13 protein-coding genes are annotated in these 13,489 nt (G+C 68.4%); 9 read left to right on the top strand and 4 right to left on the bottom strand.

What is annotated here, in order from left to right; translation table 11 throughout:
- Window positions 1-180: 180 nt before the first annotated feature.
- Window positions 181-459 carry a hypothetical protein gene (locus OVY01_RS10915; RefSeq protein ID WP_267847456.1) on the bottom strand — a complete coding sequence of 93 codons (279 nt, stop codon included), beginning with the start codon at window positions 457-459 and terminating at the stop codon, window positions 181-183.
- Between the two features lie 159 nt (window positions 460-618).
- Between OVY01_RS10915 and OVY01_RS10910 the strand changes: the two genes are divergently transcribed.
- The 7 genes from OVY01_RS10910 to OVY01_RS10880 all read left to right on the top strand — a co-directional run bounded on the left by OVY01_RS10910 (window position 619) and on the right by OVY01_RS10880 (window position 6,974).
- Window positions 619-1,173, top strand: a complete 555-nt coding sequence (locus OVY01_RS10910; RefSeq protein ID WP_267847455.1) for an RNA polymerase sigma factor — start codon at window positions 619-621, stop codon at window positions 1,171-1,173.
- Entirely contained in the window at window positions 1,170-1,586 is a 417-nt protein-coding gene (locus OVY01_RS10905; protein WP_267847454.1) for a DUF3619 family protein, read from the top strand. Before OVY01_RS10910 ends, OVY01_RS10905 begins: the two co-directional genes overlap by 4 nt.
- Window positions 1,583-2,587, top strand: a complete 1,005-nt coding sequence (locus OVY01_RS10900) for a DUF3106 domain-containing protein (protein WP_267847453.1) — start codon at window positions 1,583-1,585, stop codon at window positions 2,585-2,587. Before OVY01_RS10905 ends, OVY01_RS10900 begins: the two co-directional genes overlap by 4 nt.
- Window positions 2,588-2,690: 103 nt before the next feature.
- Entirely contained in the window at window positions 2,691-4,184 is a 1,494-nt protein-coding gene (locus OVY01_RS10895; RefSeq protein WP_267847452.1) for a dihydrolipoyl dehydrogenase, read from the top strand.
- A gap of 140 nt (window positions 4,185-4,324) precedes the next feature.
- On the top strand, window positions 4,325-5,077 hold the full coding sequence (locus tag OVY01_RS10890) for a TetR/AcrR family transcriptional regulator (RefSeq protein WP_267847451.1): 753 nt from the start codon (window positions 4,325-4,327) through the stop codon (window positions 5,075-5,077).
- Window positions 5,077-5,661: an LOG family protein gene (locus OVY01_RS10885; protein WP_267847749.1), complete on the top strand. Its 585-nt coding sequence runs from the start codon at window positions 5,077-5,079 to the stop codon at window positions 5,659-5,661. Before OVY01_RS10890 ends, OVY01_RS10885 begins: the two co-directional genes overlap by 1 nt.
- A gap of 20 nt (window positions 5,662-5,681) precedes the next feature.
- A complete protein-coding gene (locus OVY01_RS10880; protein WP_267847450.1) occupies window positions 5,682-6,974 on the top strand; it encodes a glycosyltransferase in 1,293 nt (430 codons plus the stop codon).
- Here OVY01_RS10880 and OVY01_RS10875 read toward each other — a convergent pair.
- From OVY01_RS10875 to upp, 3 genes are all read right to left on the bottom strand, one after another.
- Window positions 6,937-9,525, bottom strand: a complete 2,589-nt coding sequence (locus OVY01_RS10875) for an ABC transporter permease (RefSeq protein WP_267847449.1) — start codon at window positions 9,523-9,525, stop codon at window positions 6,937-6,939. The genes OVY01_RS10880 and OVY01_RS10875 overlap by 38 nt on opposite strands.
- 50 nt (window positions 9,526-9,575) lie before the next feature.
- Window positions 9,576-10,211 (bottom strand): DUF4126 domain-containing protein, encoded by a 636-nt coding sequence (locus tag OVY01_RS10870; RefSeq protein ID WP_267847448.1) that lies wholly within the window; start codon window positions 10,209-10,211, stop codon window positions 9,576-9,578.
- A gap of 252 nt (window positions 10,212-10,463) precedes the next feature.
- Window positions 10,464-11,114, bottom strand: a complete 651-nt coding sequence (upp, locus tag OVY01_RS10865) for a uracil phosphoribosyltransferase (protein ID WP_267847447.1) — start codon at window positions 11,112-11,114, stop codon at window positions 10,464-10,466.
- Between the two features lie 374 nt (window positions 11,115-11,488).
- Here upp and OVY01_RS10860 point away from each other — a divergent pair, with 374 nt between their 5' ends.
- Window positions 11,489-12,268: an SDR family oxidoreductase gene (locus OVY01_RS10860; RefSeq protein WP_267847748.1), complete on the top strand. Its 780-nt coding sequence runs from the start codon at window positions 11,489-11,491 to the stop codon at window positions 12,266-12,268.
- Between the two features lie 199 nt (window positions 12,269-12,467).
- Window positions 12,468-13,196 (top strand): YebC/PmpR family DNA-binding transcriptional regulator, encoded by a 729-nt coding sequence (locus tag OVY01_RS10855; protein WP_267847446.1) that lies wholly within the window; start codon window positions 12,468-12,470, stop codon window positions 13,194-13,196.
- Window positions 13,197-13,489 lie beyond the last annotated feature (293 nt).

Below are 13,489 nucleotides of genomic sequence, written 5' to 3'. Positions count from 1 at the left end.
CGACGAGACGTGCACGGACGGCGGCACGGGCGTCGTGGAGGAAGCGGGAACGGAATCGGGGCGAGTGGTGCGCGACGCGGGAGCGTTGGCATCGTGCGGTGGCAGTTCCGCGCGTGGCATGTTCATGATCGGCCTTTGCAATTTTCGGCAAAAAATTGATCGGTTGCTCTCTCCTCGCACTTATGGCGCGGGTTCGAGCGATGCGTCCAACGAAAGGGTGACCGGGTAGGTACAGCCCTCGATGAGACAGAGCTTCGGTAAGAGCGTGAAAGCAAACAACAGCAACAACAGCAACAACAGCAACAACAGCAACAACAGCAAGCGGACAACAGCGACGTTCGCCGCGCGTGTGAACGATGTGACGTTTTCAAGCGACAACGGCGAGTCCGCTAAGATAGCGGGCGCCCCCTGTGGGGTCAACCATTTTTTTCGGCGTCGAAATAGGGTATAAGCGCCCACAGCGTCATCCATGCCCCCGTGTGTGCGCCGCCGTTGACCCGCGATTCGCCCGCCGCGGCCGTGCAACACCCGGCACGGCGCCGACATTTTTGGTAACATCCACCGTTTTTGCCGCCCGGCAAGCCACAAGCAGGCCCGCCTGCGCACGTCGAACGACGGATGGCAACAGACAAGGAACTCGCCGATTTCCTGGCCAGCACCGAGCGCCGCGCGCTGAAGCAGACGATCTTCGCGGTGCGCGACGAAGACGCCGCGCTGGACATCGTCCAGGACGCGATGATCAAGCTCGCCGAACACTATGGCGACAAGCCCGCCGCCGAACTGCCCTTCCTGTTTCAGCGTATTCTGCAGACGACGGTACTCGACCATTTCCGGCGCAAGAAGGTACGGGACGCGCGCATCAGCCTGTTCTCGAGTTTTCAGTCCGACGACGACGGCGATCCGATGGAACGCATCGATGCCCAGTCGACGAGCTTTACCGCGAGCAGCGAGGACACCGTGAGCCGCGAGCAGATCGTCGGCATGATCGAGGCTGAAATTCAAAATCTCCCGACGCGTCAACGGGAAGCGTTCCTGATGCGTTATTGGGAGGATATGGACGTCGCCGAGACCGCAGCCGCGATGGGCTGCTCGGAGGGCAGCGTCAAGACGCATTGCTCCCGCGCCGTGCGCGCCCTGTCCGATGCATTAACCGCCAAGGGAATCACGTTATGAGTTCCGCTCCTGACTTCAACGAGGTCATCCTCGCCAGAAAGATTCGCCGGGTGCTCGACGAGGGCGCTGCACAGGTATCGGACACCGCCGCGGCCCGCCTGGCCACGGCCCGGCAACTGGCGATGGCGCGCAAGAAAGCCGCCGTGCCGGTGGCTGTCCGTCAACCGGTCCTGGTGCCCGCGCTGGCCGGTACCGGCGCCTCGCGCCCGGCAGGCCCTGCCCGCCCCGCCCGCCTGCGCGTCTGGTTGCCGCTCGCGGCGCTGGTCGCGGTGCTGTTCGGCGTCGTGCACTGGGAAGATCAGCAGCGGGTGGCGGAACTGGCAAGTCTCGATGCGGAAGTGCTGAGCGACGCGCTGCCGCTGGACGCCTATCTCGATCACGGTTTCAACGAATATCTGGCACGCAGCCGTTGAACTCGCGCATCGACAGCCGTCCCGGGCATACCAGCGGCGGCACGACACGCATTCCGGCGCTGCTGCTGACCGCCGTCGTGGCCGCCGCGGTCTGCGCGCTGGCCACCTGGCCGCGCTGGCATCCGGTTGGCGTCACGTCCGCCGCCGCCCAACTCCCGGCGTTGAACGTGCCCGAGGGCGTGACATCGGGCGCGTCGGGCGCGGCGGGTCCGTCGAGTGCGTCGGGCACGCCGCCTGTGCCGCGGGGCACGGTCCGGAAGGCGGGGTCGGTGCCGTCCGTCGCGCCGCCCGCTCCGCCTTCCGCCGCGTCGGCCACGTCGCCTCCCGTCCCGTCGCCTGCCACGCCACCCGCGGCCCCCGTGGCGCGCGCCCGATTCGTCCCGGAGGTACCGGACAGCGGGGTAAGCTGGCGTCGTCTCGACGAAATGCAGCGCATCGCGCTCGCCCCTTTCGCCTCCGAATGGGACGGGTTCTCGTTTCCACAGCAGCGCAAGTGGCTGGCGATCGCCTCGGTGTACACCCGGATGTCGCCCGAAGCCCAGCAGCGTCTGCACGCACGCATGCTGCGCTGGACGCAGATGACGCCCGATGAGCGCCGGATCGCACGCGAAAATTACGAAATGTCGCGCGTGCTCCCGCCCAACGCCCGTCAGCAGGCCTGGCACGCCTATCTCGCGCTGCCCGACGCGCAGAAGGAGAACCTCGCCGCCGCCGAACGCAGTCACCGACGGCCGCTGGTGGTAAGCGCGCCGCCGGGCGGCAATCCGGTGCCCCACTCGCGGCATGCGCCACCGCGCGCGGCGGCGCACGCCGCCAGCGACACGTCCGCCCCGCGCCCCACCCCCGGCCCCGGCGCAGCCGCGCCGGCGAACGTCGCGCCCGCGGCAGCCATGGCGACTCCCGTGCCGACGCCACCGCCGGCCAGTGCCAGCCATCGGCATAGTGGCGCTGGCGCCCTTCCGGCGGTCAACCAGGGCGACGGGGATCTGTCCCGGCCCTGATCCCGTCCACCGGGGCCCCCACGCACGGCCGCCGCACGCCATGCGTGGACTTATGGCAAATTACCCAGTTATCGCGCGTGGCGCGAGTCAACGGAGAAACGCGATGAGTCAAACAAGCAGCCGCCGCCTCGAGGTCGACGTTGCCGTCATCGGCGCCGGTTCGGCCGGGATGTCGGCCTACCGCGCCGCCGTCAAGCAAGGCGCGCGGACGGTGCTCATCGAATCCGGCGAATACGGCACGACCTGCGCGCGTCATGCGTGCATGCCCTCCAAGCTCCTGATCGCCGCGGCGAATGCGCTGCACGACACGACGCTGCTCGACGGTTTCGGCATCGCGCTCGACGCGCCGCCGCGCGTGGACGAGACGCGCGTGCTCGAACGCGTGCGCCGTGAGCGCGACCGTTTCGCGGGTCTGGTGGTGGACGAGGTGGCAACATTCCCGGCCGCGGACAAGCTCCGCGGCCTCGCCCGTTTCTTGTCGGACACCGTGCTGCAGGTGGGGGACGACACCGAAGTGCATGCCCGCGCCAGCGTCATCGCCACCGGCGGCGCCGCCGTGATCCCGGAGGAATATCGGGTGCTCGGGCCCACGCTCGTCACCAGCGACGATGTTTTCGAATGGCGCACGCTGCCCCGCCGCCTCGCGGTGGTGGGCACCGGCGTCATCGCAATCGAACTCGGACAGGCGCTGTCGCGGCTCGGCGTCGACGTGACGATGTTCGGCAAGGGCGGCGGCATCGCCTCGATCAGCGACCCCAAGGTCGCCGACTATGCGCTGCGACGCTTTACCCGCGAATTCCCGATTCATCAACATGCCGAGGTACACGCCGCGTTGCGCGCCGACGGCCGCGCCGAACTGCGTTTCGCCGACGCCCAGGGCGTGGCGCGCTGCGAAACGTACGACTTCGTGCTGATGGCCACCGGACGCGCGCCGAACCTGAAGAAACTGTCGCTCGAGAACACCTCGGTGCGGTGCGATGCGCATGGCGTGCCGCTGTTCGACCCGGACACGCTGCAGTGCCTGAGCGAGCGCACCGGCCGTGATGCCGCCGCGCATCCCGGCGCAGGCGCACCGATCTTCATCGCCGGCGACGCGAACCATCAACGCCCCTGGCTCAACGACGCATCGAACGAGGGTCGTATCGCGGGCGAAGGCGCCGTACGCTGGCCCGCCGCCGTGCCGCAGTCCCGCCCGGTCGTACTGTCGCTCGTGTTCTGCGACCCCGGCGTGCTGATGGCGGGCCAGCCGCTGTCGGCGCTCGATCCGGACGCCATCGTCATCGGCGAGGTGAGCTTCGAGAATCAGGGACGCAGCCGGGTAACGCAGCGCAATCACGGGCTGCTGCGCGTCTACGCCGACCTGCGCACCGGCCATCTGCTGGGCGCCGAAGGCATCGCACCGGCCGGCGAGCACCTCGGGCATCTGATCGCGTGGTGCGTACAGCAGCGCATGACGCTCGACCAGATCCTGACCATGCCGTTCTACCATCCGGTCTTCGAGGAAGGATTGCGTACGGCCCTGCGCGATGCGGCGAAGGCGCGGTTCCGCGCGCATCCGTGCGCGGACCCGTCGCTGAGCGACGCCGTCGGTGCCTGAGCCAGGCCCGGCCCGAGGGCGGCCCGGCCTGGATGCGGCGCGCTCCCATTGCAATGAAAAGCGGCACCCGTGCGCGCGTATAATCGGCCGATACCTCACCGTTGCACGCGCAGCAAACCCGCGGCGATCCGCAGGAGACCATGGAAGCCAAACCGCGACGCCGTACACGCGAACGGATACTCGAGTTGTCCCTCCGACTCTTCAATGAACTCGGCGAGCCCAACGTCACGACGACGACGATCGCCGAGGAGATGGAGATCAGCCCGGGAAACCTGTATTACCATTTTCGCAACAAAGACGACATCATCAACAGCATCTTCGCGCAGTTCGAAAGCGAGATCGAAAAGCGTCTGCAATTCGCCGAACGCCGGCCGACCATCGATGAGGTCTGGCATTACCTGAAGTACATGGCAGATTTTCTCTGGACCTACCGTTTCTTCTATCGCGATCTGAACGATCTGCTGGCGCGCAACCGGACGCTGGAACTGCACTTCAAGCAGATCGTCGGGCACAAGGTGCGCTTCGCGCGCGATCTGTGCGAGCAACTCGTCGCCGACGACGAAATGCTGGCGACACCGGCGCAGATCGGCGTCATCTCGACGAATATCGGCGTGATCGCGACGTACTGGCTGTCCTACCAATTCGTGATGAATCCGCGACAGTACAACGAACAGGAAGCGATCCGCACCGAACTGCACCAGGCCAGCCTGCAGATCCTGTCGATCATGGCCCCCTATCTGAGGGGCCGCTCGCGGCAAATGTTCGACGACATCGCCAGCGGCACGCTGCCGCCGCCCGTCCCGGACGTCGCCGGCACGCCCGCCCCCGCGCGCGCGTCGCTCCCTCCGGCCGGCGCCGCCCCCCTTCCCCTCGCTTCAGAAAAATCACCATGATTCAAGCCGTCTGTGTTTATTGTGGCTCGGCCTTCGGTACCCGGGACACTTATCGCGAAGCCGCGACCGCCCTCGGCCAGGCGCTGGCCGCCGCGGGCATCACGCTGGTCTACGGCGGGGGACGGGTCGGCCTGATGGGCCGCATCGCCGACGCCGTGCTGGCCGCAGGCGGACGCGCCATCGGCGTCATCCCGCAGTTGCTGGTCGACCGGGAAGTCGCGCACACCGGATTGAGCGAACTGCACGTGGTGGCCGACATGCACGAGCGCAAGCGCATGATGGCGGACCTGTGCGATGGCTTCATCGCAATGCCCGGCGGCGCCGGCACCCTGGAGGAACTTTTCGAGGTCTATACCTGGGCGCAGCTGGGCTATCACAACAAGCCGATCGGCCTGCTGAACGTGGCGGGGTTCTACGATCCGCTGCTGGCGATGCTGCGTCACACCGCGCAGGAAGGCTTTTTGCGGGAAAGCTTCGTCGACCTGCTCGTCGTCGAAAACCAGGTACCGGCATTGCTGGCGGCGCTACGCGAGCGCAAGCCGGTGACGATCGACAAGTGGGCGCGCCACCACGACGCCGTCTGATGCCGGCACCGTCCTCCCCCATGAACGAATCCACCGTCGATTCCGTGCCCGGCGCCGCGGCGGCGCCGTCCGCGCCCCTGCGCGTGTTGTTCCATATCGTCGACTTCGGCCGCGGCGGCACCGAGACCGCGCTGATCGGCTGGCTGCGCGCGCTGCCGCCCCGGCAGTTCACCCTGGGCTTGTCGATCGCCTATCCGACGCCCGAGTTCGAGGACATCTATCGGCAGCAACTCCCGGCGGGCATCGAAGTGCATGTCCTGCACGCCCATCCGCTGCTCAACGGGCTGCACACGCGCCGCCGCGAGGGCAGACTGGGCAAGCTCGGGCGCCTGGCGCGTACCGTCTTCGCCTCGACGGTCAACAAGCAATGGGCCCGGCGACGCATTGCGTCGATCGCCGCCGATTACGATGTGATCGTCGATTTCGATCTGTCGCTGCGGCATCTGGCGGGCCGCTTCGAGCGGCCGTGGATCGGCATCAGCCACTTCAGCTTCGCCGCGCGCCTCGTCGGCCGGCCGGCCAAGATCGCCCGGCTGGCGCGGCAATACGCCCGCTACGACGGTATCGCGGTACTGAACCGCGCCATGGCCGAGGAGGCGCGCGAGCTGTTCGGCGACGCGATCCGGCAGGTGCTGATGCTGCCCAACGCCATCGACATCGAAGAGATCCGGCGCCGTGCCGCCCTCCCCGGGCCGGTCTTCGACAAACCGTACATCGTCTCGGTCGCGCGGCTGGACGAGGCGCAGAAGGATCACGCGACCCTGTTCCACGCCTACGCGCGGCTGCTGCGAGAGGGGCGCGCCGATGTGGATCTGGTGGTCGTGGGCGACGGGCCCGACCGCGCGCAGGTCGAGGCCGCGGCGCAGGCGAGCGGCCAGGGCGCGCGCATCCATTTCACCGGCTATCTATCGAATCCCCATCCGGTCGTCGCCGGGTCGGAGCTGCTGGTGTTGAGCACGCGTTACGAAGGCCTCGGCATGGTGCTTGTCGAGGCGCTCGCGCTCGGGCGGCCGGTGGTGTGCAGCGACTGCCCGACCGGCCCGCGCGAGGTACTGGACGATGGCCGCGCCGGCATCCTGGTGCCCTGCGGCGATGCGGCGGCGCTCGCCGACGCGCTCGCCGACGTGCTGACGGACCCCGCACGCCGCGCTACCCTGCTCGCTGCGGCGCCGGGCCGCGCGGACTTCTACGGCGGCCCCGCCAGCACCGAGCGCCTGCAAGCCTACTGCAGCGCGTTGCTGGCCACTTACCCTGGCCACCCCGGCCAGCGTGCGCTCACGTCTCGCGCAACGACTGCAACGCCGGCCGCCTGAGCACGTTGCGCAAGCTCCACCAGCCGCCGACGATCGAGCAGACCAGCCCGGCGGCCACGCCCACCAACCCCATCCACGGATTGGGCGTCAGCGGGAAATCGAACACGCGCTGCGCGAGCAACCAAGCGATGGACTGGGCGCCCAGGGCCGCCATGGCCCCGGAGAGCGCGCCGACGATGGTAAACTCGGCGAGCTGCGCCGCGCGTACCTGGCCGTGCGAGGCGCCCAGTGCGCGCAGCAGCGCGGATTCGCGCGAGCGTTCGTCGCGCGATCCGGCCAGGGCTGCGTAAAGCACCACCAGCCCCGCGGCCAGCGTGAACAAGAACAGAAACTGCACCGCGTCGATCACCTGATCGAGAACCCGCTGCAACTGCGCGAGGATGGCGCCGGTGTCGATCACGGTCAGATTCGGGTACTGCCGCACCAGGGTATCGATCGCCGGCTGTTGCCTCACATCCGCATGGAAGCTGGTGATGTAGGTCGACGGGAAACCGGCCAGCGCGGCGGGCGGCATCAGCACGAAGAAATTGACCCGGAAACTGCCCCAGTCCAGCTTGCGCACGCTGGTAACCGGCGCCTCGACCGCCTGCCCGGCGACCTCGAAGCGCAGCCGGTCGCCCACCTTGATGCCGAGATCGCGGGCCAGCCCCGCCTCGATCGAAATCTGCGGCGCGGGGTCGGCGCCGTACCAGTGGCCCGCGGTGAGGCGGTTGTCCGCCGGCAAAGTGGTTCGATAGGACAGGTTGAATTCGCGCTCGACGAGGCGCTGCACGCGGTCCTCCTTGAACTGCGCGGGCGCGACGGCCTGCCCGTTGCGCGCGGTCAGCCGGCCGCGGATCATGGGTGCGGGCGCCGCGCGGCTCAACCCGTTGGCCATCAGGTAACGCGTAACGGACGGCATCTGGTCGGGCTGGATGTCGATGATGAAACGGTTCGGCGCATCCGGCGGCGTCGACTTGCGCCAGCCGGCGATCAGATCGTTGCGCGTCATGCCCAGCAGCAGCAGGCACATGAGCGCGATGCCCAGCGCCGTGATCTGCACCGCGCTCGCGCCGCCACGCCGCTCCAGCGACGCCAGCGCATAGCGCCAGCCGAACCCGCGGGCCGTCGCGCGCGCCTTCCCCATTCCCGGCCGGCGCGTGCCGCGATGCCGCGCGATCCGGCCCAGCGCCTTGATCGCCAGCCAGCCCACGGCGGCGAACACCAGCACACCCACGGCGAAGCCCCCCGCCACGATCAGCCCGAGACGCCACTCGCCCGCCGCGGTAATCAGCAGCCCCGCGAACAGCACGATGCCGATCGCATAGCGCCAGCGGCCGGCGTCGACCGTGCCCCAATCGCGCCGCAGCACCCGTCCGGGCGGCACGCGCGTCAGGGGAAACAAGGGCGGCAACGCGAAACCCAGCAGCAGGATGAGACCCGCCCCCATGCCCTGCGCCACCGGCCAGAGCGTGGGCCAGGGCAAGGCGACGCCGATCAGGCCGGCCAGCCAGCGCAGCAGTACCCAGTGCCCGACGAAACCGAGCACGCTGCCGAGAACGCCGCCCAGCACGCCCAGGAACAAAAACTCGATAACGAACAGGCCGCGCAGCGTGCGCTCGCTGGCGCCCAGGCAGCGCATCACCGCGCAGCCGTCGATATGCCGGCGCGCGTAGCGTTGCGCGGCCATGGCGATCGCCACCGCGGCGAGCAGCGAGGTAAGCAGGGCGACCAGGCGCAGGAAACGGTCCGCGCGCTCGAACGTCTCGCGGACTTGCGGCTGCCCCTGCGCGAGCGACTCGAGGCGCACGCCGCGCAGGTCGCCGCCATCGGGCCCGTGCGCGATTCGCGCCGCAGCCCAGCGTTCGTACGACGCAAGCGCGCGCGCGTCGTCACCGGCGACCAGCAGCCGATAGGTGACCCGGCTGCCCCGCCCCGTGAGACCGGTGGCGGCCAGTTCGTCGGCACGCAGCATCACCCGCGGTGAAAAATCGAGAAAGGAGAAACCGCGATCCAGCTCCCGGACGATCACGCCGGCGATGGTGAAATCGCGATTGCCGAGTTGCAGCGTGTCCCCCAGACGCAGCTGCAACGCATCGAGTAGCGCCGGGTCGACCCAGACCGTGCCGGGCGTCGGAATCGCACGCGCGTCGCGCTCGGGCGCATGCGGCCCCCGCTGCGTGACGATGGTCACCGCGCCGCGCAGCGGGTAGCCGGCGGAAACCGCCTTGACCGCCGCGAGTCGCGTCGCCTGCGCAACGGGCGCGGCGGAGGCCGGGTTCGAGGCCGCCGGCGTCGGCCCGGCCGCCCCTACCGCCGCAGCCATGCTGGGGAACTCCGCGGTCGTCGCGCTGCGCAGTCCGCGACGCCGCGCTTCCTGCTCGAAAACCGGATTCATCGGCCGGTCCGAGCGGATGCGGAGGTCCGCGCCGAACATCTGACGGGCATCCCGTTCGAGCCCCTGGCGCATGCGATCCGCCACGAAACCGACGCTGGTCAGCGCGGCGACGGCCAGTACCAGTGCCAACAGCAGCGTGGTCAGTTCCCCCGCACGCCAGTCGCGGCGCGTCATGGTCCAGGCGAACGATGCCAGAAGACGCGCCCGTGTCGGCCAGGCGCGGTTCAATCGCGCTTGCCGAGCGAACGGTAGTCGCTACGCGAACGAATGCGCGCGCCGACCATCTGCGTCGACATCCGCTGCCAGCCGCCCTGCACGCCGCGCCACAGGCGCGGCAACGCCCAACCGGCCACCATCAGGAAAGCCAGCATCAGGGCCAGGAAGGCCATCGGCATGAAGAGCGCCAGGGTCAGACCCACCAGCACCAGCACGTCCTCGGCCGAGGAAGCCAGCCAGTTCGACAACGATGCCGGCGAAAAGTTGATCAATGCGCGGGTGCCTGCCTTGGTCAGATGCGCCGCCCCGGAGAGACCCGCGCCGAACACCGCCGCGACAGACAAAACGGTCGCGTCGGCATGACCGAACGCGGCCGTCGCCAGCAACGCGCCGGCGGGAATGCGAATCACGGTATGGAAGGCATCCCAGAGCGAATCCAGCGCCGGAATCTTGTCGGCGAGGAATTCCAGGGTCGCCAGGATGGCGGCAATGCCGATGATCCATGGCGAGGACAGAATATGCAGGGTACCGGGCAGATCGGCGATGCCGCTGCGGCCGGCGAGACCGGCCAGAAAGACGGTGAGGTAGAGGCGCAGGCCACTGGCCCACGCCAGCCCCGCCGCCAGCGAAAACGCTTCGATCATCGCCGTCTCCATGAAAATCCGCACTGACCGCCCCGATCCGGGCCGGCGCCCCGGCCTGACAAGGCGTGCATCGTCCCTACTAGTATAGACCCGCAGTGCATGCCCGAAGCCTGCGATGCCACCTCGGCATCCCATTGATGCGTCATGACGTCGCGCCGCCGCGACAATCGTGTCGGGCGTCGGTGCGTCGGTGCGTCGGTGCGTCGGTGCGTCGGGCGCCGGTGCGTCGCATGCCGCCGCGTTCTTCGCCTGTCAGTTCTTGGTGCCGAAGAGCCGATCGCCTGCGTCTCCGAGGCCGGGCACGATGTACGCGTGTTCGTCCAGGCGCTCGTCGAGCGCGGCCACGTAGAGTTTGATGTTCGGATGCTTCTGCGCGAACACGCTCACGCCTTCCGGCGCGGCCACCAGCGCCAGGAAAAGGATGTGCGACGCCGGCACACCGCGCGCGACCAGCACGTCCGCCGCGTGCGCCGCCGAATAACCCGTCGCGACCATCGGATCGCACAGGATGAACACGCGCTCCTCGACGTCCGGCAGCTTCACCAGATATTCGACCGGACGCTGGTCGGCGGCGCGGTAAACGCCGATATGCCCGACACGGGCCGAGGGCACCAGATCGAGCAGGCCGTCCGACATGCCGATTCCCGCGCGCAGAACGGGCACGATCGCGAGCTTGCGCCCGGCGATCACCGGCGCCTGCATCGGCGTCATCGGCGTCTCGATCGCACGGCTCGCGAGCGGCAGGTCGCGCGTGATCTCATAGCCCATCAGCAAGGTGATTTCGCGCAGCAGTTCGCGAAACGTGCGCGTCGACGTCGTCCGGTCGCGCATGTGCGTCAATTTGTGCTGGATCAGCGGATGATCGAGGATGAAGAGATTCGGAAAACGCGGATCGGTCTTCATGAGGGTCGGGAATCCTGAAATCGGTGAGGTCGAGAGTGTAAACAATGGCGGGCGGACGCGCGCATGACACGCACTTCTTCCGCGTCGCGAAATGGGAAAACAGCTGTCACGCGCCAGTCTACCGGGGCTAAAAACTTCGCGGACGGCGATTCGTTCCCCGGCGATCCGTCGCCCGGCGATCCGGCGATCCGGCGATCCGGCGATCCGTCGCCCGGCGATCCGCCGCGCCAAGCCGGGCCGTCCCACGCCTCCCGCCACGCGATGCCGGGCCGCTGGCGGTAGACTGTAGGAAATTGCGCAGCGCACGGCATATGGCACGCATCCCGCCGCGCCGCACGCCGTGCCACTCCCTCCGAGTCACAGGAATCATCATCATGGATATGGGTATCGCCGGCCGCACGGCCCTGGTATGCGCGGCCAGCAAGGGGCTGGGCCGCGGCTGCGCCGAGGCGCTCGCCGCCGAGGGCGTGAATCTGACCATCGTCGCGCGCACCGCCGCCGACCTCGAAACCACGGCCACGGCGATCCGCGCCGCGACGGGCGTCACGGTTCTCACCGTCGCCGCCGACATCACCACCGCCGCTGGCCGCGCTTTGGCCCTTGCTGCCTGCCCCGCCCCCGACATTCTCGTCACCAACGCCGGCGGTCCGCCGCCGGGCAATTTCCGCGACTGGGACCGAGACGCGTGGATCAAGGCGCTGGACGCCAATATGCTCACGCCGATCGAATTGATCCGCGCGACCATCGACGGCATGATCGCGCGCCGTTTCGGCCGCATCGTCAACATCACCAGTTCCTCGGTCAAGGCCCCGATCGACATCCTTGGCCTGTCCAACGGCGCGCGCTCGGGGCTGACCGGCTTCGTCGCCGGCGTGGCGCGCACCGTCGCACAACACAACGTGACGATCAACAATCTGCTGCCCGGCATGTTCGACACCGATCGCCTCGGCGCCACCATCAAGGCGGGCGCCGCCGCGAGCGGCACCTCCGAGGCCGCAGTCCGCGAGGCGCGCCGGGGCACGGTTCCGGCGCGGCGCTTCGGTCGGCCCGACGAGTTCGGCGCGGCATGCGCCTTCCTGTGCAGTGCCCACGCAGGCTACATGACGGGCCAGAACGTGCTGCTCGACGGCGGCAACTACCCCGGTACGTTTTAGAGGGAGTCATGCGGTTTTGCAGCCCCGCGCGAGGGTCGGAACGCGCCGGAAAACGGCGCGCACGACCGGCCGCCGAGCGACAAAACCGTCCATTTGACCGGCTTTCTTCGCGAATCGACCCGCGCCGCGCCAACCACCGGTAAAATGGCAGTCTTGCCGCCCCTGGCGCGGCCGATGACGATTCGAGGAACATGCTGAAATGGCTGGACATTCAAAATGGGCCAACATCAAACATAAGAAAGCCGCCGCGGATGCAAAACGCGGCAAGGCCTGGACCCGCCTGATCAAGGAAATCACCGTTGCCGCGCGTCTGGGCGGCGGCGATGCCGACACCAACCCGCGGCTGCGCCTGGCGATGGACAAGGCGATGGACGCGAACATGCCGAAGGACAACATGCAGCGCGCGATCCAGCGCGGCGTGGGCGGTCTGGACGGCGCGAACTACGAGGAAATCCGCTACGAGGGCTATGGCATCGGCGGCGCCGCGGTGATCGTCGATACGATGACCGACAATCGCACGCGCACGGTGGCGGAAGTCCGGCACGCGTTTTCGAAATACGGCGGCAACATGGGTCAGGACGGTTCGGTCGCCTTCATGTTCACGCAGTGCGGGCAGTTCCTGTTCGCGCCCGGCACGTCCGAGGATGCGCTGATGGAAGCCGCGCTCGAAGCCGGGGCAGACGATGTCACGACGCACGAGGACGGCAGTCTCGAAGTGGTGTGCCCGCCCACGGAATTCGCGCAGGTGAAAAGTGCGCTCGAAGCCGCCGGGTTCAAGGCGGAAATGGCCGAGGTCACGATGAAACCGCAAAACGAGATCGCGCTGGGCGGCGAGGACGGCGCACGGATGCAGAAGCTGCTCGACGTGCTCGAGAATCTGGACGACGTGCAGGAAGTCTTTTCGAACGCGATCATCGACGACGAATGAGCGCCTGCTGAACGGGCGCCGGGTCTCGGGCGACGAAAGGCCCTGGCGGACGCGCGGTGATGCGCCGGTCTGCGGGGCGGGCAGTCGCGGCGAGCCGGTTCCGCCATGCAACACAGCGAGACCTTACGTATCGATCACGGGGCCGCAGGCGCCAGCCGCGCGGGCGTGCAACGGCAGGGCATCGTGCCAGGACAGCGAGACAATGCGCCGCAGAGCGCCGTGTCGCCGCGCCGGCAGCGGCCAGGGCAATGGCGCTCGGCCAGGGACGGAAGCGCCGGGCCTCATCCGTTGCC

The sequence above is a fragment of the Robbsia betulipollinis genome, from assembly GCF_026624755.1.
GTDB classification, from domain to species: Bacteria; Pseudomonadota; Gammaproteobacteria; order Burkholderiales; family Burkholderiaceae; genus Robbsia; species Robbsia betulipollinis.
Note: the sequence above shows the minus strand (reverse complement) of the source record. Positions and strands in the feature narration are given on the sequence as shown.